We start from the raw sequence: 18,145 nt of genomic DNA, 5'->3' as shown, positions 1-18,145 counted from the left end.
AAAGGTCAGCGGTTCAATTCCCCTAAGCTCCACTTTCAAGGATCTTCATCCCAGTAGCTGTGCCGGAGGAATGCCACGCGCGGTCAACGACGCGGCCGCCCCGCCTGTCCTTGGCCCAGGACGAAACTTATCCCCTCAATTCGGCGGCGGCGAAGGAGACAGCGAAGCGTTCGCACCAGATACTGACCGAGCTATAGGCGGCCAGATCTACCCCGGACGGGATGGCGTAGTTGTGGTTGCCTTTGTTGGCTTTGAGAGCACCCAGGTCAAGGTAGGCACCGTCGTCAAAGACATGCCACCCGTCAACTCCCTCGATTACGGGGGCGTCGGTAAGCCACACCCGAAGGTCCGGGCCGTCGGAGGTGTCCAGGCCTTCGAACCTCAGGATCTGGCTCCCGTCGGCGAGTTCAATGATCTTCGCGGTACCGGTGCTGGCATGTTCGTGACTGATCAGGTCACCCGTAAGAAGTTCACGAGGAGCGATCGGGGAGGGCTCAACCGATGGCTGGGAGGGCTCAACCGATGGCTGCCCGGATTGGGCGGGCGCAGAGGTGAAAGTCTCCGTAACGGAAGGAATGTCCTCGGTCACGGTTGAACTTGTGAATATCCGCCACGGCTGGAACAGATACAACCCGACGGCAACAACCGCGAAGGCCAACAGGACCACAATCGGAACAACAATGCGTCTGTTCATGCCTTTCCAACGATCGTGTCGATGCCCAAGTTCCGGTTAGAACCGGGCATGGCCACGGTCTTGGTGTTCAGGACTGGCCAGCTGGGGCATCGATCGTGGCACTTGGCAGAAACCAGTCGATTCGGGTGGTCTCACGCACGGCCTCGAGGGGAATCAGTAAACACTATCCGGACGTCCAAGGGCGCTTTTCTTGACACCAGCGCGCGTCAATGGAATTATCTCGTGCATTCACTGTAAACGTTTACAACACTCGAGGGAGAGCGTTGGTCCGGGTCACTATCACGCAGGTTGCCGTACATGCCGGTGTGTCCGTTGCGTCTGCTTCACGGGCGTTGAACGGTCAAATCGCGAGCGCCAAGACCATAGCCAAGGTGCAGCAAGCCGCCGAAGAACTCGGGTATGTTGCCGACGCGACGGCGCAGTCGCTGAAGCTGGGTCGCACGAACCAGCTCGCCTACGCTGTCGCCGACATCGGCAACCCCGTCTACGTCGAGATGATGACCGCGATCGAACGCGTCGTCTCCGCTTCCGGCTACCGGCTGGTGCTGTCATCGACGGGCACGTCCTCCTCATCCGTCGACGTGGTGCGGGACCTCGGCAGAGGATATGTCGACGGCATGATCCTCTCGCCACTACGCGTCACGGATGAACTCCTCGCAGCACTCGCAAAAACACCGACGCCGGTCGTCGTCCTCGGACGGTTGCCTGACAGCGCCAAATTGGACACCGTGCGCGCCGATTCGATCACAGCTATGCGCCTTCTCGTAGACCACCTCGTCGAGGAGGGTCGGGGGGATGTCGTGTTCGTGAACGGTCCCAGCGACACCACCCCGGGCGCCCTCCGACGCGATGGGTTTGCTGCTGCGGTCGCTGCGCACCCGGCCATCTCGGCGCGCAGCGTCGGCGCGGACGACTTCACTATCGCGGCGGGCTACGCCGCAGCGCTCCAGGTCCTACAGGAACGCCCGCGTCCTGACGCTATCGTCGCGGCGAATGACCTGATCGGCATCGGCTCAATCCAAGCAGCTACAGACCTCGGGCTGACCGTCCCCGGCGATATTGCGATCACCGGCGTCGACAACACCGAACTAGCAGGAGTTATTCGCCCAGGTCTCACCAGCGTCGACCTCGGCGCAGAAGAACGTGGTCGCGTCGCGGCGCAGTTGCTGCTCGCGCGGATCGTGGAACCGAATCGTCCAGCACATACAGTTACCGTCGCACCTTCGCTGGTCGTCCGCGGATCATCCCTCGCGCGCAGTCAGGACCCCGCCGCATCACCTCCCAGCCACCGCACCGAAGCCATTGATTTCAACGACGAGAGGGCCGCCCGATGAGCACTAGCGCCACAAAGGCCCCGCGCGAGGTGAAGAAGACACCGCGCGCAGTGAACCGGGTCGGTTACCGCGCTCGCGCGCAACGTCGAGAAGCCATCGGCCTGGTGGTTCCGGCGCTCCTTCCAATCATCATTTTCTCCGTCATCCCGCTGGTGAGCGGTGTAGCTCTCGGCTTCACCGATGCCACGCTGAGGCGGAATGCCGAGATTAACTTCATCGGTTTCGGAAACTTCATCGAACTCCTCGGCGATCACCGCTTCTGGGGATCGTTTGGAATCGGCATTGTCTGGGCAGGGTCGGTCGCGCTCCTCACCCTCATCTGCGCGATGGGTCTGGCCCTCCTGCTAAACAGCGATTTGCGCCTGAAGGGTCTCACCAGGGTGCTGGCCCTGATCCCTTGGGCGATGCCGCCGGTGGTCATTGCGATCGTGTGGCGGATGATCTACAACCCCAATTCGGGTCCACTCAACGGAGTGCTCGAATCGGTCGGCATCCCGGGCGTCAACTGGCTCGGTGACTTCTCGACGGCGTTGCCCGCAGTGATCGTCGTTGGTGTCTGGGCGGGCATCCCGCAAACAACCGTGCTGCTGCTGGCGGGGATGCAGTCGGTCTCATCCGAGCAGCATGAGGCTGCGGCGGTCGACGGCGCCGGCGCGTTCCGCCGGTTTTGGCACATCACCCTCCCCTCCCTTCGCCCCATCATTTTTGCGGTGACAGCCCTCGACTTTATCTGGCAGTTCAACTCCTTTGGCCTCATCTATGTCCTCACCGAGGGCGGTCCCGGAGGTCGCACGATGATTCCACCACTGTTCACCTATCTGGAAGCCTTCCGTAACCGTGAAATCGGATACGCCTCGGCGATGGGCGACGTACTCGTGATCGCGATCATGCTGATCCTGTCGCTTTACCTCGTCAATCAGTTCCGCCAGACGAAGGGAGCACGCTCATGAATTTCAAGCGTCCCTGGTACGCGACCGTGCTGATGTACACCGCCTTGACGGCGTTTCTCCTCTTTCTCGGCTTCCCGCTGCTGTGGCTGCTGTCCGCCTCGTTCAAGTCGTCGGCGGAACTGAACTCGCTCGCCGTCAACCTCTTGCCGGCCGTATGGGACTTCAGCAATTACGGTTCCGCTTTGGAGCGCCAGAACCTATTGCCAGCGGCTGGCAACTCCTTGATGGTGTCGCTTGCAACGATGATAATCACGGTGCTGCTGTCGATGCCGATGGCTTACGCCCTCGCTCGCCTCAAGGGGCGGCTGCGCGCCGCTGGCACAATCTGGATCCTTACCAGCCAGGTATTCCCATCGATCCTCATCATCATCCCGTTGTTTCTGGTGCTGCGTTCGATCGGCCTCAACGACACTTTGCTAGGTCTGATCCTGGTGTATGTCACCTTCACCTTGCCCTTCACCCTGTGGATGCTGCAGGGCTATGTGGCGGCGATCCCGGTCGAACTTGAGGAAGCCGGTGAAATGGATGGGGCCTCCCGCATCACGATCCTGCGGACGATCATCCTCCCGCTGCTGGCACCGGGACTTGTTGCGACGGCCATGTTCACCTTCGTCTCGGCCTGGAACGAGTTTTTCCTCGCGCTCGTCCTATTGCAGAGTCCGGAGCTCTATACGCTTCCAATCGCCCTGCGTTCGTTCCTGGGCGCCGAAGGACAGACGCAGCTAGGCCCACTGGCCGCCGGGGCGATCCTCGCGACGATTCCGTCGCTCATCATTTTCACCATCCTGCAGAAGAAGCTGACCGGCGGAATGCTCGCCGGTGCAGTCAAAGGCTGAACCTGCCCATTAGAGAATCACCAAGCGCATCACAACTAGAAAGGCGAGCATCATGAAAAAAATCCGAGGCATAGGCGTCGTCGCGTTCGCGGGCGTAGCCGCTCTCGCCCTGAGCGGTTGCCAGCAGGGCAGTGCAAGCAATGGATCGGACGGGGACGAAGGTGGCGCAGTCACACTCCAGTTCCAGTCGCTGTCCGACCAGCCCGCTACTCAGGACGCCGTGAAGTCGATCGTCGACGAGTGGAACGGGGAGAATGAAGATGTTCAGGTCGAGATCGTCCAGGCCGGATGGGACGGGACATTCGACAAGCTCATCACCCAGTTCACCGGCGGAACGGCGCCAGACATCATTCACTACGAGGCGAGCTCCATAGTCTCCTTCGCGTCCGACGGCTACCTTGCCGATCTGACCGACCACATCGACGACGATCTGAAGGCCGACATCTCAGAGGGCATCTGGGATTCCGTTACCCAGGACGGCGAGATTATCGCGTACCCGTCGACACTGCAGTCATACATGGTCTTCGCCAACGCCGACCTTCTCGAGGCCGCGGGTGTGGAGATGCCCAGCGGCGACACCATGACGTGGGAGGAACTGCGGGAGATCGCCCAAGCGACGACCACGGGCGGCAACTACGGCCTCGGATGGGGTCTTGGATCGCCGACGGCGACGATGATGAGTCTCTCGCTCGGCTTCGACGGCGGCTACTTCGAGGGCGAAGGCACCGATGCATCTATCGAGGTCGGTGACGCCGAGCTCGCTGTACCGGAGCTCATCCATGAGATGACCTACACCGACGAATCAGTCGAGCCCACGTCGCTAACGCAGTCCGGATCGGAGGTGCTGGCGTCGTTCTACGGCGGCAAGGTGGCGATGACCGTGCAGGGCTCGTTCCAGGCCACGAACATCGCCAACGACGCCCCGGAGGGTCTTAACTGGGTCGCGTTGCCTCCGCTTGAGGGTTCAGCCGGTGCCATCCAGGCCGCGAATCCGCAGACCTATTCGGTGAATATCGATTCGGAGTATGTGGAGGAGTCGGCCGAGTTCCTCAACTTCTTCACAAGCGGCGAGAACCTGGCTCAGATTGCCTACGCCGATGCGCTCATCCCGTCGTCCGACTCGGCCCGGGCCGAGGTTGAAACGCTGGCAGCGGACAACCCCGCCTGGACCCAGGTGCTGGCATCCGGAGACGGCCTCGAGGGACCCCCGTTCCTCAAGGTGGAGAAGTACACGGAGTGGAAGGACACCATCGCCACGCCCGCCTTCCAGCAGTACCTGGCCGACCAGATCACCCGCGAAGAGCTGGCCACCCAGCTGACCGACGGCTGGACTGACATCGCCGACTGATGATGCGCGGGGGTGAGCCACCGGTTCACCCCCGCCACGTCGTCGCTATCAGAGGCAATCAAGGAGAGAGAATGAACGTGTTACAGGATCGAGTGGCCGGGGTACTCGCGGGCGCTGCCGTGGGAGACGCGCTGGGTGGTGCGACGGAGGGCTGGACCCCCGAACAGATCGAGGAGCGACACGGCGGCCGGGTCGAGGGCATCGTTGGTCCCTTCCTCGCCGACTGGAGGACCGCGCGACCGATCGCGCCGTACCACAAGGGTGATGGGCATATCACTGACGACACCCTCATGACCCACGCACTCGTAGAGGTGTACGCCAAACGGCGCCGTCACCTCGACGCCTACGACGTCGCGGGCGATCTGGTACCGCTGATGATCGGTGAGCGTCGATGGGTTCCCGAGCTCGAGGATCAGGCCCTCATCCTGCAGCGCGTCTTTCTCGCCGAGAAGTGGATCGTTGCGAAACTGCACTACGGCCACGCCGACCCCCGCGAGGCGGGCGTTGGCAACATCGTCAACTGTGGCGCCACCATGTACATGGCTCCCGTCGGGCTCGTGCACATTGGCGACCCGCGCAGCGCTTACGCGGAGGCCATCGACATCGCCGGAGCGCACCAGTCATCTTACGGACGCGAGGCCGCAGGTGTGTTCGCAGCAGCTGTGGCAGCATCCGCGGCCCCCGGTGCGACCGTCGCCGAGGTGAGGGAAGCTGTGCTGTCTGTCGCTCACGACGGAACCGCCGCAGCGATCCGCGCCGTGTTTGATGCGGTAGACGCCTTCATTGCAGACGGAGGATCGGATGATCCGCGCGACCTCGCACGGATTGTGCGTGCCGCTGTTGCGCCATTCGACACGGTGGGCGACCAGTACCGTGCTCCGGCGATGGATGCACGTCTACCTTCGCGTACCAAGTCAATCGAAGAGCTGCCCGTCGCTCTCGGTTTCGTTGTCGCCCGAGACGGCGACCTTCGTGCAGCGGTGCTCGACGCCGTCAACTACGGCCGTGACTCCGACTCAATTGCGACGATGGCCGGCGCTATCTGCGGTGGCCTCCACGGCATCGGCGCCGTGCCCACCGACTGGGTCGCGGATGTCACCACCGCCAGCCGCCTGGATCTCGACGGAGTGGTGGCTTCGATGACGGAAGTGGTGCGCGATGTCGCGCGGGCAGATGCCGACCGCGCCGCACAGCGGGCTGCGGCGTTGGAATCCTTGCTCGGCCCGGACAACGCGGCGTGAGACTGACCTGGGCGCAGCCGGAGGACCTAGTCGCGGCTGAGCTCGTCGCTCTTCGGGAACAGGGTGTCGCGGAGAACGACATCGCTCCGATCGAGCAGCGATGGGCGAAGGCCGGGGGGTCGACTCGACTTGCGCCATCGGGGGCAAGTAACGAAGCCGCTCCACCAGAGGTGCGAGCCTTTGCCCGGACGGTGCTCGATGAGCTGCAGACCCTGCAGGCGCCGAGTGCCAAAGAACCGGACGAATGGGTCGATATCGTCGCGCTACTCCCGCCGGTCGTGCCGGTCCCGAGCGCGTCCGTGGCGTCCGCGCGGGTGCACGGAGCGTGGCTGGGCCGCTCGGCGGGATGCCTGCTGGGTAAGCCCGTGGAGAAGATCCCCCGCGAAGGCATTGAGGAGATCGCACGAGCAACCGGGAACTGGCCGATCCAGACCTATTTCACCGCAGTGGGGCTCCCCGGAAATATCGCGGAGCGCTGGCCATGGAACCGCCGCTCCGCGCCGACATCGCTCGTGGAGAACATCGACGGGATGCCCGAAGACGACGACCTGAACTTCCCCATCCTTATGCTTGATCTGGTTGAGGCTCACGGCCAGAACCTGACGACCGAGCACATCGCGGGGGCGTGGCTGGCGGCACTGCCCGCAGGCAGGGTCTTCACCGCCGAACGCGCGGCTTACCGGAACCTCCTCGACGCTCGGACTGTGCCGGACACCGCACGGCATCACAATCCGTTTCGGGAATGGATTGGTGCTCTCATCCGGGCCGACGTGCACGGCTGGGTGCATCCCGGAGATGTGCGCGCCGCCGCTGCATCGGCTTGGACCGACGCGCGGCTCAGCCATTCCCGCAACGGTATCTACGGCGAGATGTGGGCCGCTGCGCTGTGTTCCGCATCGCTCACCGAGGCCTCGGCCGATCACGTGCTGGATGCTGCCGATACGGTTGTGCCACCAGCATCGCGTCTCGCCGCCGCGGTGCATGTCGGCCGGAAGACCGGCCGCGCCCTCGCCAACGGTTCGCTGACCGTCGATGCGGCACTCAATGCACTCCATACGGAGTTCAAGGGCATGCACTGGGTGCACACCCTCAACAACGCCGCGCTCACGGCGTGCGCCATCCAGGCCTACGGCGACGACTTCGGTGCCGCCATCTCGCTCGCCGTCGCAGGCGGATGGGACACCGACTCGGTCGGCGCGACCGTCGGTTCAGTCGTCGGCGGGCTGATCGGGGCCGATGCAATAGGTGAGGCCTGGACCGCGCCGCTCAAGGACCGCATAGCTACCTCTCTCCCCGGTGATGCGGAGCGATCCATTCGTCAGCTCGCTGAGCGTACCTACCAGTTGTCGAAGGGAACATCATGAGTGTCGTCATCGTCGGCAGCATCAACCAGGACATCGTCGCGCGCGCAACCGGATCCCCCGGCCGGGGGAGACCGTCCTCGCATCAACACTGGTGCGCACCGGCGGCGGTAAGGGTGCCAACCAGGCGGTAGCCGCCCGCCGCGCGGGCGGCGCATCCGTCGCTTTCGTCGGCGCCGTCGGCACGGACCCTGACGGAGAGATGCTCCGAGAGGCCCTCCTCGCAGACGATATTGACGTCTCCGGCCTGTCACAGGTCGACGGGCCCAGCGGTACGGCACTGATTTCAGTCGACGCGGCAGCAGAGAACACCATCGTCGTCGTGCCCGGTGCAAATGCTGTGCCTACTTCCCTCACCACGGCGCAACGCGACCTCGTGAACGCCGCAAACGTCGTGTTGACGCAGCTGGAAGTTCCGACTGCGCTGGTGCTGGATGCTGCGGCCGCCCGTAACAACCAGGCCTGGCACCTTCTCAATGCAGCACCATCAGCACCGTTCGTCACCGACGGTGCTGCACTGCTGCTGTCGGTCGACGTGCTGATCGTGAACGAGCACGAGGCCCTCGACGCCGCCGGAGTAGATGACCTCGACACCGCTGTCACGGCACTCGCGTCGCGGGTGCGCGCACTCGTTGTGACGCTCGGCCGACACGGCTCGCTCGTTGTCTGCGGGGACGAACGCGCGGACGTGCCCGCATTCGCCGCTGACCCCATCGACACGACCGGTGCTGGCGACACCTTCTGTGGAGTGTTCGCAGCGACCCTCGACGCCTCTGGCCGTTCACCGGGGACCGTGGACATCCCCCTGCTCCTGCAAGCCGCTCGCGGCGGAGCGGCTGCCGCAGCGCTTGCCGTTGCCCGATCCGGAGCTCAGGACGCGGTACCGACGGCGAGCGAAGTGTCAGCCTTCATCGAAAGGACCAACGCATGAGCGGCGGTTTCGACCCATTGCATCCCCGCGAACTGGATCTGCCCAGTCGGGTGCCGCTGGATACGGACCTGTTGAGTGGAGACGCAGCAATTGCGCTCGACGACGCGAAGATATTCGCGGCCCCGGCCGATCCAGACAATCTGACTCAGTGGAGAACCCAGCTCACTGCGTGGCGAGACGGAGCGCGGGAGCGACACGGCGAGCCCACCCGGTACGACGACGACGCCTCAGCTTGGGCGAGCCGGTGCTTCACCGTGGCGCAGGTCTGGCTGTGGGACGAATTGTTCTTCGACTTCGAGTCGCAGCGGTTCACGCCCGAGCGTTTCCTGGCCGACGGCCGCGAGCGGTTCGGTGGCCTTGATGGCCTGGTCTTGTGGCACGCGTATCCCGTGATCGGCATCGATGACCGCAACCAATGGGACTTCTACAATGTGCCCGGTCTTGCCGAAGCAGCAGCGGTCCTGCGCGCCGCGGGGGTCGCCGTGTTCCTGGACTACAACCCCTGGGACACGGGAACGCGCCGAGCTGGCGACGACGCGGACGAGCTCGCAGACGCAGTACGCCGCCTGGGGGCGGACGGCGTCTTCCTCGACACGCTGAAGAAGGCGGACCCAGCGCTTGTCGCGGCCCTGGATGCAGCGCGCCCCGGCATCGGCCTTGAGGGTGAGTCGAAGCTCGCGACCGAGCGAATCGCCGACCACACGCTGTCCTGGGCCCAATGGTTCGCCGACTCCGAGACTCCGGGCGTCCTTCGCGCGCGATGGTTTGAGCGCCGCCACATGCAGCACCACATCCGTCGGTGGCACCGGGACCACGCCGAGGAGCTACGCTCGGCCTGGCTCAACGGTGTCGGAATCATGGTCTGGGAGGTCGTTTTTGGGGCGTGGGTCGGGTGGAATGACCGGGATGCTGCGACGTTGCGCCGTATGCTTCCTGTCCAGCGGGGATTCCATCGCTGGCTCGTCGAGGGCGAGTGGACGCCACTGACGGTTGTCGACGGCCCGACCGTCGGGTCGACCTTCGAACTCGACGGTGTGACGCTGCTGCTCCTGGCGAACACGTCGGCCGCGGATACCGAGTATCGTTTGGCCGGCCGCGGCTGGTTGGCGCTGCACACCGGTGACACCGCCGACACGATCACCGTGCCCGCGAGGGGAATAGCCGCCGCGCTGCAAATCAGCGCTGATGCCGGGGTCCCCAAAGAGCTCGCCACCGTCCGCTCCGCTCTCAGCGGCGAAACCGGGGAGCGTGACGCGTCCTTCCGGCACCGCACCGCGCGACGCATGAGCGCACCTCGCTGGAATGGTCCGGTTACACCGGCATCCGTGCCCACTGTCACGGTTCCTGCCGGCGAGCACACGCTGACCGTTCGGTTCCGGATGCGAGAGACGGGAATGTACAACGGCGCACCCTACGTCGACGAGTGGAAGCCTCTTCCTCCTCGACTCCACGACCCTCGCACGCTGGAACGCTCCGTCGTCGTCGCGCTTCCGGTGCAGGTCGCTGTGGCTGAGGTGAGTGAGGCAGAATATGCCAGCTTCCTCGATGCGATCGGCGAGCATGCTACTGCTCGGGACCCCGAGCGTCCCGTCACCAATGTGACGTTTTCACGGGCCCGCGAATACGCAGCCTGGGCTGGTGGGCGTCTCCCCTCCGAAGACGAGTGGCAGCTGGCTGCCACTCAGGTGGGCTTTCTCCGCCGGACTCCTGAAGTATGGAACTGGACCGAGTCTGAGCACTCCGATGGCCGTACCCGCTTCGTCATGCTCAAGGGTGGGAGCGCCCACCGCAGCGAGGGCTCGGACTGGTACTTCGACGGCGGGGTCCAGCATCCGGAGTTCAGTGCGAAGCTCCTTCTGGCAGGGCTTGGCCAGGATGCTTCCAACTCCATTGGCTTCCGCATCTGCACCGATCAGGTGGCCGACGGCCAAGCCGCAGGCCAGGAGGGAACTCGATGAGCCCTCTTAACGGCTTGCGAATCGTGGATGCCTCCACGCTCTTTGCCGGTCCGATGGCAGCGATGCACCTGGGCGATATGGGTGCCGACGTCGTCAAGGTCGAGCATCCGAACAGGCCGGATCCAGCACGCGGTCATGGACCGAGTAAGGACGGGCAAAACCTGTGGTGGAAGACGCTGGGCCGCAACAAGCGCACTGTGGCAATCGACCTGCATACGGCGGGCGGGCGTGACGCTTTTCTGCGCCTCGCTCGGACCGCGGACGTCGTGATCGAGAACTTCCGTCCCGGCACGCTCGAGCGCTGGGGGCTGGATTACGCCACGCTGTCTGCGGATAATCCGGGGCTTGTCCTGGCCCGCGTCACCGGGTTCGGGCAGATCGGTCCGTACAAGAGCAGGCCGGGGTTCGGGACCCTCGCTGAGGCGATGAGCGGATTCGCATCGTCCACCGGGGAACCGGACGGGCCGCCAACGCTTCCACCGTTTGGGCTCGCGGATGGCGTCGCTTCCCTCGCGACCGCTTATGCGATCATGGTCGCCCTTCACGCCCGTGATCGCGACGGCAAAGGCCAGGAGGTCGACGTCGCAATCATCGAACCGATCCTCGCGATGCTCGGCCCGCAGATCACGCGGTGGGATCAATTGGGAACCGCGCAACCGCGCACGGGAAATCGCTCAGTGAACAACGCGCCGCGCAACGCGTATCGAACCAAGGACGGGTCATGGGTCGCTGTGTCGACAAGTGCGCAGTCAATCGCTGAGCGCGTCGTAGCTCTCGTCGGCCGACCCGAACTCGCCGACGAGGCGTGGTTCGCCGCCGGCGCGACCCGTGCCGAGCACGCCGACATTCTCGATGACGCCGTCGGCTCATGGATCGCCCGACACTCGCGAGACGAGGTCATCGCTGCGTTCGAGGCCGCAGAGGCCGCGGTGGCTCCTATCTACGACCCCTCCGAGATCGTTGCCGATCCGCAGTTCAACGCCCTCGGAACGATCCACCGCATCAACGACGCCGACCTCGGCGATATGGCCATGCAGGGACCGCTGTTTCGGATGTCTCGAGATGAAGCGACGATTGCATTTACAGGGAGGGCTCATGGCGCCGATACGGAGGCTGTGCTGACCGAGCTGGGTTACACCGCCAGCGAACTCACGGCGCTGCGCGAGGACGGAAGCATCCGATGAGCCAACCAATCATTGTCGCGCTCTACGCGCCGGCCGACAGGCCCGAACGGTTCGGCAAGGCGCTGCGCGCGGGAGCGGATGCGGTCATTGTCGACCTCGAAGACGCCGTCACCGCATCGCGCAAGGCGGGTGCCCGTGCGGCGCTGACAGAATTCGCGGCGCATTGGGAGGCCTGCGGCGATCAGGCCCCCGCCGTGCAGGTGCGGCTGAATGCTGTCGGATCTTCGGCGCACGAAGCCGACCTTAGCGCGGTCGACGCGCTTCCGCTGGCATTCGGGGTGCGGTTACCGAAGACGCAGACGGCGGAGGACATCACCGCCCTCCGCACAGCAATGCCTGGGCGCCAGGTGCATGCACTTCTCGAGACTGCGCTGTCGATCGAGCGGGCGTTCGAGATCGCCGGCTCAGGAGTTTCCACTATTGCAACCGGTGAGGCGGACCTGCGTGCCGCGCTCGGGGTTCCCGCCGGCCCCGCCGGAGAAGCGGGGCTTGCCTGGTCACGCAGTCGCGTCGTGAATGCGGCAGCCGCAGCAGGCCTCCCCTCGCCTCTGATGGCCGTCTACGCCGATGTCGTCGACGTCGACGGACTGGAGGCTAGTTGCCGCGCAGGGCGCGCCCTCGGCTTTTCTGGACGCACCGCGGTGCATCCACGGCAGCTTGACGTCATCCGCCGCGTCTTCACCCCGGATGCCTCGGAGGTGGCTCGAGCAAAAAACATCGTGGATCGCGTGCGCGACGCCGCCGCTGACGGGACCGGAGCCTTCGTGCTGCAGGATGGCACTTTCCTTGACGTCGCAATGGTGCGTGCCGCCGAGCGGATAATCGCCCTCGCCGGGAGCGAGTCGGATCCCCAAAATCGACCGCATGAGTGATTTTGACCGGACCGGTCTAACGCTGATGGGGCGGGTGCTGGACAGGCACTCTTTGCTTGCAGCGGTGGAACTGCCACACTTCCGATATGGAAAACGCACAGTGGTGGTCGAAGCTGCTGCCCTCGACGCGAGACTGGCTGATCGCGAACAACGGTGACAGGGTGCCCGCGCACATTATTGAAGAGATCCGGCAGGCGGGAGGGCCGATCCCCTCTGAGACTGGACCGACCGATGAAGGTCAGGCCTCGGACGGCTATTACCCAGATGAGGTCATCGACTGGATCGAGGCAGCCAGCAACGACGAAGGCCTTCCCTGCCCCTGCGGTAGGAGCGCCTGATAGTGTGCTTGGTTCCACGCACATCGCCCGAAAGGTGACAGCATGGCCAAGGACGCACCACACCCGTTATACATCGTTTCGTTCTTCTTCTCGGCGGCCCTATTTGCAGCCTGGGACCCCTTTACGTGGTGGCGAGCGATCGCTGCCGTCTACTTTCTAGGCCTCGGCTGCTACGCGGCGTTCGTGTTCCTGCGGCATCGAAAACAGGAACGACGGCGGCTCGCGGAGTCTGCCGCACGGCGAGCCGAGTTCGAAGAACGAACTATGGCGCCGTACGGTCGGGACCCGGAGGATCTGTAGAAGCGCGTCGGCAGCTATACCCACCCCAGGCAACGAGCGTCATCGAGACGGCGCGCCGCACAAAGGCTGGCCTGGCAGGCCCTCCGGCGGCCCGAAAACCCACCGATGGTGAAACGTCGTGTAACTCAGCTTCTCCGCCAAGGCACCCAGGGCCCCCAAAGCCCCCAAGGCCGCCGGGGTGAGCCCGGCGACCACAAGGAAAGGACCGAACCAGACTGCCGCGCACGAAGCACACCCGAAAGGTCGACACCATAGCGCGGCGAGGCCGGGCTGGGACTGCTTCCGGGTCGTTCGGTCGCCTGGGACCGGTGCTTAGGCGTCGACGACGATCGCGGTCACCACTGGAGTCCGGTTGTAGAACCGGCGCATCCACGAAGCGGTGGCCCGTTCAATGACTTCCTCAGGATCGTTGTTCCCGCCGCCACGTCGGCCGCCTGGATTCGCCAGCGACTTCTCGATGGCATCGGACGCCTTGTCAAGGTCCTCCTGGCTGCACTCGAAGCCCTTGGTGAAGAACTCGAGCGGCTCAGCCATTTCGCCGGTCTTCGCATCAATGATGGCAAGCACGGTGACTGCGCCCTCTTCGGCAAGGCGGCGACGTTCCTCAAGGGTGTCCTCGGTGGTGTGGCCCACGCTGTCACCATCGACGAAGACCAGCCCAGCCGGAATTTTCCCTGAGATGGTGGCTTTACCGTCGACCAGATCAACTGTCACGCCGTCTTCGGCGATCAGCACCGACTTCGGGTCGACGCCGGTGGCGACGGCGATCGCCTCGTTGGCCTTGAGGTGGCGCCATTCGCCGTGTACCGGCATGACGTTGCGGGGCTTGACGATGTTGTAGACGTACGCAAGCTCCCCGGCACTGGCGTGGCCCGAGACGTGTACCTTCGCGTTGCCCTTGTGGACCACATTGGCGCCGAGCTGGGTCAGGGCGTTGATAACGCCGTAGATGGCGTTCTCGTTGCCAGGAATCAGTGAGCTGGCGAGCAACACTGTGTCGCCTTCGCCGATGCGGATGGCGTGGTCGCCTCCGGCCATCCGGGACAGAGCCGCGAGCGGTTCGCCCTGCGACCCGGTGCAGATGAGGACCACCTTGTGGTCATCGGACTGCTGCAGCTTCTTGAAGTCCACCAGGATGCCGCGAGGGATGGTGAGGTAGCCCAGTTCCCGGGCGATGGTCATGTTGCGGACCATCGATCGGCCCACGAACGCCACCTTGCGGTGGTGCCGGTGCGCGGTGTCGATGACCTGCTGGATGCGGTGGATGTGGCTGGCGAAGCTGGAGACGATGATGCGGCGGGGAGCGGTCCGGAAGACCGTGTCGATCGCTGGCAGCAAGTCCTTTTCCGACGTGGTGAAACCGGGGACGTCCGCGTTGGTGGAGTCGGTGAGGAACAGGTCAACGCCTTCGGACCCCAGCCGGGCAAACCCCACGAGGTCGGTGATCCGACGGTCAAGGGGGAACTGGTCCATCTTGAAGTCGCCGGTGTGCAGGATCGTTCCGGCGCTGGTACGGATGGCGACGGCGAGGCTGTCAGGGATGGAGTGGTTCACGGCCAGGAACTCAAGGTCGAACGGACCCATCGGCTTCCTGGTGCCCTCTTCGACCTGAATGGTCTTCGGGTTGATGCGGTGTTCCTTGAGTTTGGCCTTGATGAACGCGAGCGTCAGGCGGGACCCGATCAGGGGGATGTCGGCCCGTTCCTTCAGAAGATACGGGATACCACCGATGTGGTCTTCGTGTCCGTGGGTCAGGACGACGCCGACGACGTCCTGCAGCCGGTCGCGGATCGCTGAGAAATCAGGCAGGATCAGGTTGACGCCGGGGTGAACTTCCTCGGGGAAGAGGACCCCGCAGTCCACGATCAGCAGTTTGCCGTTGAATTCGAACACGGTCATGTTGCGACCGATTTCGCCGATCCCTCCCAGGGCGACGATGCGCATGCTGCCCTTCGCCAAGGCTGGCGGAGCGTTCAGGGTGGTCTTGTTGGTATTCACAGTATTGACTCGTTTTCAATTGATATGTGCGAGCAGCGGGTCGCCGCCAGGTGGCCGTTACTGGCCGAAATCTGATCTTCCTCATTGGTGCCAGCAACACTGCCGATCACCGGGTAGCGGGAGACTCCCACTACAACGCCATAGGTGGACCTCGCGGGCGACCGCGGCACGCGCCGCGGAGTCATTTTGCAAGCGGCGAGGCGGCTTGCCGAAATGTCGAGGGAGAAGTCCACTTATTTACCTTACTGGACGGACAGCTACCCAGCCGTATTTAGTGCCGGAGGTGTCCTTGGAGAGCTTCGACCACCAGATCGTGGTCATCACGTTGGGGGAGTCCCGATACGGTCACCGTTGCCACGGCTCCCACGCCCCGCACATAGAGGGGAAATGACCCGCCGTGGGCCGCGAAGACTGTGGTGTCGAAGAGCGGATTGTCTTCCATCCGGGCCCCGCTATCCAGGGCACGCAGACCAACCAGGTATGACGGTTCCTGATATCGCGCGGCGGTACGGGCCTTGGCCCTGGCCCACAGTTCGTTGTCGGGGGTGGCGCCCGGCAGCGCCACATGGAACAACACCTGGTCGGGTCGGCTGATGTCGATGGCGATCGGAAGACCTCGGTCGGTGCCGAGCTTCACCAGACGCAGGCCCAGAGAAAGCGCGTCCTCGAGGGTGAAATGGGGAAACTGGAGTTCGGCAATCTCGAGTTCGATCAGTGCAATGAGTTCAGATAGTTGCGGGTCTGCCGGTTTCAAGGGGGCCATGACCTAAACGTACTCCCCGAGGGAGGCCTGAGACCTGCCTCCCTCGGGAAAAATCGGAACTTCGGGGGGAGCCGTCAGAGTCGGCAGCCGCCGAGCTGGCGCTGCACGCCGTCGACCCGGTGGACGAAAGCAGCCATCGCTTCGCGGGTGATGTTTTCCAGCGGGCGGAAGGTCCTGTCGTTCCAGCCAGTGGAAACGCCGGACTGCTTCATCCAGGCGATCTCCCGGTAGAACTCGGTGCCCCGTGGGACATCTGCGAAGGGCGCGGTCGAGGGGGTCGTGAACCCGGCGGCACCACCCAAATTGCAGGCGTCTGCCGTGTACCTGTACATAAACGCGGCCATTGCGTCCCGGCTGATGGGCTGCAGCGGACGATAGGTGCCGTCGCCCCACCCGGTGGTGAGGCCCACGGCTTCCATCCAGGCGATTTCCTTGTAGTACAGGCTGGTGGTCGGAACGTCCTTGAACGGGCTTCGTGCCGGTGCGGTGAAGGATGGGCTGCCCGCGTGCCGGTAGATGTACGCTGCCATGGCGTCACGGTTCATGGTGGCGGAGGGCCGGTAGGTGCCGTCGGCCCAACCCGTGGCCAGCTTCCTGGCGTGGAGCCATTCAATTTGGGTGCGGAATCCGGTCTTCGAAAGGTCCTTGAACGGCAACCCCGCATCAATGGTTACCGTGGCAGAGGAGGTGGACAGCGCGTTGATGGTGACAGAGGTTCCGGCGTGAGTGGTGAAGGTCCTGCCAGCTTTCCAGGCGTGGTTAGGAGCGTAGTAGCCGGCGAACGGTTTGGTGGAAGGCATCAGGACCAACGATGCATTCGGAGCAGCACCGCCTAGCTGGACAATTTTCACTCCGAAGTTTCCGTTGACGGCCAGCGCTTTGTCGTAGCCCACCGGTGCCCGGAATTCGAGATAGTAGACCTCCCGGGATCGGGGATCAGTGAACTTCACGGCCCGGTTTGAGGCGGTGCCCGCCCACGGTGTCAGTGTGTAGCTCTTACGACCTGTTGCCACGCCGACATTGCGGATTTCGTCTCCCCGGCCGAACTTTCCGTAATCCCAGAAACTGGAGCTGATCGCCGGGGTCTGGAACCACTGGGCGGAGCCCATCAGGTCCATGGTGTCGGCGTATTCGCGGATGTAGCAGCCGGTTCCTGTGAAGGAGGGGACGTCACTCTGGCCATTGGGGCACTGCAGTGCGTCGGCGTGCATGAGCCCTAGGACGTGCCCAAATTCGTGGGTCACCACGTTGGTGGTGAAGTTGCTGTACTGCGGCATCAGAATTCGTCCGCTGGTGCCATTGCTGCTCCAGCCGTAACCCAGAATCCCGCCCTGCAGGGCTGTCGGGATGAAGACAACGAGTGCGGTGTACGGGCTGTAGGTCCAGCGGAGTTCGTTGGTGACCTGGTTCATGATGTCGTTGTAGGACCAGGTGGAGCGTGCCTTGGTCTTGTGTCCCGCCACCTGGGAGGTGACCGCCATCGACAGCCGGTTGTTGGACATCGACTTCCAATAGTTGCTTGAAACATTCACCGAATTGATGGCGTGTGGCATCGAGACCGTGCTCGAACTGTCGGCCAGCTTGACGGTGACCAGCTTGACTTTGATGGTGCCCTGGCGTTGTGCGGGGACGATGTTGGCTGGAACATCCTGCGGCTCCGCGGTGGCGGCGCCTTCACGCTGGAGTCCGAGGGGCTGTCCGTTGGTTTCGAAGTCATAGCCGGGTTCGTAGGTGTGTATGGAGCGCGGGGCGCCGCCTACCTGGTCGAAGATGTCTTTGCTGTTCGGGTCAACTGACGTCAAGTCGACTGGTTCGACCGGTTCGACGATTGCAGGCTCTTCGGGCGTGACTGACGTCGATTCAGCTGGTTCTTCGGACGCGGTTGCCGCCGGCGCGGTCGGTTCAACCAACGCGGTTTCCGCGGGATCTGCTGGCGCCGGCTCAACGACCGAGGTTTCCGCTGGCGCGAGAGGGGCGGCCGTGGCGGACTCTGCGGTCATGGTGGGCAGTGTTGATGCCAAGAGGATCAGGGCGGTC

General features: G+C 63.9%; 16 protein-coding genes. 12 read left to right on the top strand and 4 right to left on the bottom strand.

What is annotated here, in order from left to right; translation table 11 throughout:
• Window positions 1-127: 127 nt before the first annotated feature.
• Window positions 128-694, bottom strand: a complete 567-nt coding sequence (locus tag DDA93_RS02265) for a DM13 domain-containing protein (RefSeq protein ID WP_019484086.1) — start codon at window positions 692-694, stop codon at window positions 128-130.
• A gap of 263 nt (window positions 695-957) precedes the next feature.
• On the opposite strand from DDA93_RS02265, the gene DDA93_RS02260 reads away from it, so the two are divergent.
• From DDA93_RS02260 to DDA93_RS02205, 12 genes are all read left to right on the top strand, one after another.
• The gene (locus tag DDA93_RS02260) at window positions 958-2,028 is read left to right on the top strand and encodes a LacI family DNA-binding transcriptional regulator (RefSeq protein WP_019484087.1); all 1,071 of its coding nucleotides are present in this window, start codon (window positions 958-960) and stop codon (window positions 2,026-2,028) included.
• Entirely contained in the window at window positions 2,025-2,978 is a 954-nt protein-coding gene (locus DDA93_RS02255; RefSeq protein ID WP_024476320.1) for a sugar ABC transporter permease, read from the top strand. The genes DDA93_RS02260 and DDA93_RS02255 overlap by 4 nt, the downstream gene beginning before the upstream one ends.
• Entirely contained in the window at window positions 2,975-3,814 is an 840-nt protein-coding gene (locus tag DDA93_RS02250; RefSeq protein WP_019484089.1) for a carbohydrate ABC transporter permease, read from the top strand. Before DDA93_RS02255 ends, DDA93_RS02250 begins: the two co-directional genes overlap by 4 nt.
• A 52-nt stretch (window positions 3,815-3,866) precedes the next feature.
• Complete coding sequence (locus DDA93_RS02245; RefSeq protein WP_019484090.1) at window positions 3,867-5,162, top strand: sugar ABC transporter substrate-binding protein; 1,296 nt, start codon at window positions 3,867-3,869, stop codon at window positions 5,160-5,162.
• A gap of 71 nt (window positions 5,163-5,233) precedes the next feature.
• Window positions 5,234-6,403, top strand: coding sequence for an ADP-ribosylglycohydrolase family protein (locus DDA93_RS02240; RefSeq protein WP_019484091.1), 1,170 nt, complete (start codon window positions 5,234-5,236; stop codon window positions 6,401-6,403).
• A complete protein-coding gene (locus tag DDA93_RS02235; RefSeq protein ID WP_019484092.1) occupies window positions 6,400-7,767 on the top strand; it encodes an ADP-ribosylglycohydrolase family protein in 1,368 nt (455 codons plus the stop codon). The genes DDA93_RS02240 and DDA93_RS02235 overlap by 4 nt, the downstream gene beginning before the upstream one ends.
• 91 nt (window positions 7,768-7,858) lie before the next feature.
• Window positions 7,859-8,695, top strand: coding sequence for a PfkB family carbohydrate kinase (locus DDA93_RS02230; protein WP_243400487.1), 837 nt, complete (start codon window positions 7,859-7,861; stop codon window positions 8,693-8,695).
• Window positions 8,692-10,653: an SUMF1/EgtB/PvdO family nonheme iron enzyme gene (locus DDA93_RS02225; RefSeq protein WP_116777968.1), complete on the top strand. Its 1,962-nt coding sequence runs from the start codon at window positions 8,692-8,694 to the stop codon at window positions 10,651-10,653. Before DDA93_RS02230 ends, DDA93_RS02225 begins: the two co-directional genes overlap by 4 nt.
• Complete coding sequence (locus DDA93_RS02220) at window positions 10,650-11,837, top strand: CoA transferase (protein ID WP_116777967.1); 1,188 nt, start codon at window positions 10,650-10,652, stop codon at window positions 11,835-11,837. Before DDA93_RS02225 ends, DDA93_RS02220 begins: the two co-directional genes overlap by 4 nt.
• Window positions 11,834-12,709 carry a CoA ester lyase gene (locus tag DDA93_RS02215; RefSeq protein WP_019484096.1) on the top strand — a complete coding sequence of 292 codons (876 nt, stop codon included), beginning with the start codon at window positions 11,834-11,836 and terminating at the stop codon, window positions 12,707-12,709. The genes DDA93_RS02220 and DDA93_RS02215 overlap by 4 nt, the downstream gene beginning before the upstream one ends.
• 86 nt (window positions 12,710-12,795) lie before the next feature.
• Window positions 12,796-13,047, top strand: coding sequence for a hypothetical protein (locus DDA93_RS02210; RefSeq protein WP_019484097.1), 252 nt, complete (start codon window positions 12,796-12,798; stop codon window positions 13,045-13,047).
• A gap of 42 nt (window positions 13,048-13,089) precedes the next feature.
• Window positions 13,090-13,347 (top strand): hypothetical protein, encoded by a 258-nt coding sequence (locus DDA93_RS02205; RefSeq protein WP_116777966.1) that lies wholly within the window; start codon window positions 13,090-13,092, stop codon window positions 13,345-13,347.
• Window positions 13,348-13,659: 312 nt separating this feature from the next.
• Here the strand turns inward: DDA93_RS02205 and DDA93_RS02200 are convergent, their stop codons facing one another.
• The 3 genes from DDA93_RS02200 to DDA93_RS02190 form a co-directional block, all read right to left on the bottom strand.
• Window positions 13,660-15,291 carry a ribonuclease J gene (locus DDA93_RS02200; RefSeq protein WP_083850977.1) on the bottom strand — a complete coding sequence of 544 codons (1,632 nt, stop codon included), beginning with the start codon at window positions 15,289-15,291 and terminating at the stop codon, window positions 13,660-13,662.
• 325 nt (window positions 15,292-15,616) lie between these two features.
• Window positions 15,617-16,108: a heme-degrading domain-containing protein gene (locus tag DDA93_RS02195; RefSeq protein ID WP_019484100.1), complete on the bottom strand. Its 492-nt coding sequence runs from the start codon at window positions 16,106-16,108 to the stop codon at window positions 15,617-15,619.
• Window positions 16,109-16,182: 74 nt separating this feature from the next.
• The gene (locus DDA93_RS02190) at window positions 16,183-18,108 is read right to left on the bottom strand and encodes an S-layer homology domain-containing protein (protein ID WP_162148035.1); all 1,926 of its coding nucleotides are present in this window, start codon (window positions 18,106-18,108) and stop codon (window positions 16,183-16,185) included.
• Window positions 18,109-18,145: the final 37 nt, after the last annotated feature.

Origin of the sequence: Arthrobacter sp. Bz4 (assembly GCF_003075455.1) — a bacterium.
In the GTDB taxonomy this organism is placed as follows: Bacteria; Actinomycetota; Actinomycetes; order Actinomycetales; family Micrococcaceae; genus Arthrobacter_D.
The sequence above is the reverse complement of the archived record's forward strand: the minus strand, read 5'-3'. Positions and strand labels throughout refer to the sequence as shown.

Bases quoted from the DNA above. Each gene is read 5' to 3' on its own strand.
- DDA93_RS02200 (WP_083850977.1), bottom strand. From the start codon at position 15,291: ATGCGCATCGTCGCCCTGGGAGGGATCGGCGAAATCGGTCGCAACATG.
- DDA93_RS02215 (WP_019484096.1), top strand. From the start codon at position 11,834: ATGAGCCAACCAATCATTGTCGCGCTCTACGCGCCGGCCGACAGGCCC.
- DDA93_RS02210 (WP_019484097.1), top strand. From the start codon at position 12,796: ATGGAAAACGCACAGTGGTGGTCGAAGCTGCTGCCCTCGACGCGAGAC.
- DDA93_RS02255 (WP_024476320.1), top strand. From the start codon at position 2,025: ATGAGCACTAGCGCCACAAAGGCCCCGCGCGAGGTGAAGAAGACACCG.
- DDA93_RS02240 (WP_019484091.1), top strand. From the start codon at position 5,234: ATGAACGTGTTACAGGATCGAGTGGCCGGGGTACTCGCGGGCGCTGCC.
- DDA93_RS02265 (WP_019484086.1), bottom strand. From the start codon at position 694: ATGAACAGACGCATTGTTGTTCCGATTGTGGTCCTGTTGGCCTTCGCG.
- DDA93_RS02195 (WP_019484100.1), bottom strand. From the start codon at position 16,108: ATGGCCCCCTTGAAACCGGCAGACCCGCAACTATCTGAACTCATTGCA.
- DDA93_RS02245 (WP_019484090.1), top strand. From the start codon at position 3,867: ATGAAAAAAATCCGAGGCATAGGCGTCGTCGCGTTCGCGGGCGTAGCC.
- DDA93_RS02205 (WP_116777966.1), top strand. From the start codon at position 13,090: ATGGCCAAGGACGCACCACACCCGTTATACATCGTTTCGTTCTTCTTC.
- DDA93_RS02220 (WP_116777967.1), top strand. From the start codon at position 10,650: ATGAGCCCTCTTAACGGCTTGCGAATCGTGGATGCCTCCACGCTCTTT.
- DDA93_RS02250 (WP_019484089.1), top strand. From the start codon at position 2,975: ATGAATTTCAAGCGTCCCTGGTACGCGACCGTGCTGATGTACACCGCC.
- DDA93_RS02190 (WP_162148035.1), bottom strand. From the start codon at position 18,108: ATGACCGCAGAGTCCGCCACGGCCGCCCCTCTCGCGCCAGCGGAAACC.
- DDA93_RS02225 (WP_116777968.1), top strand. From the start codon at position 8,692: ATGAGCGGCGGTTTCGACCCATTGCATCCCCGCGAACTGGATCTGCCC.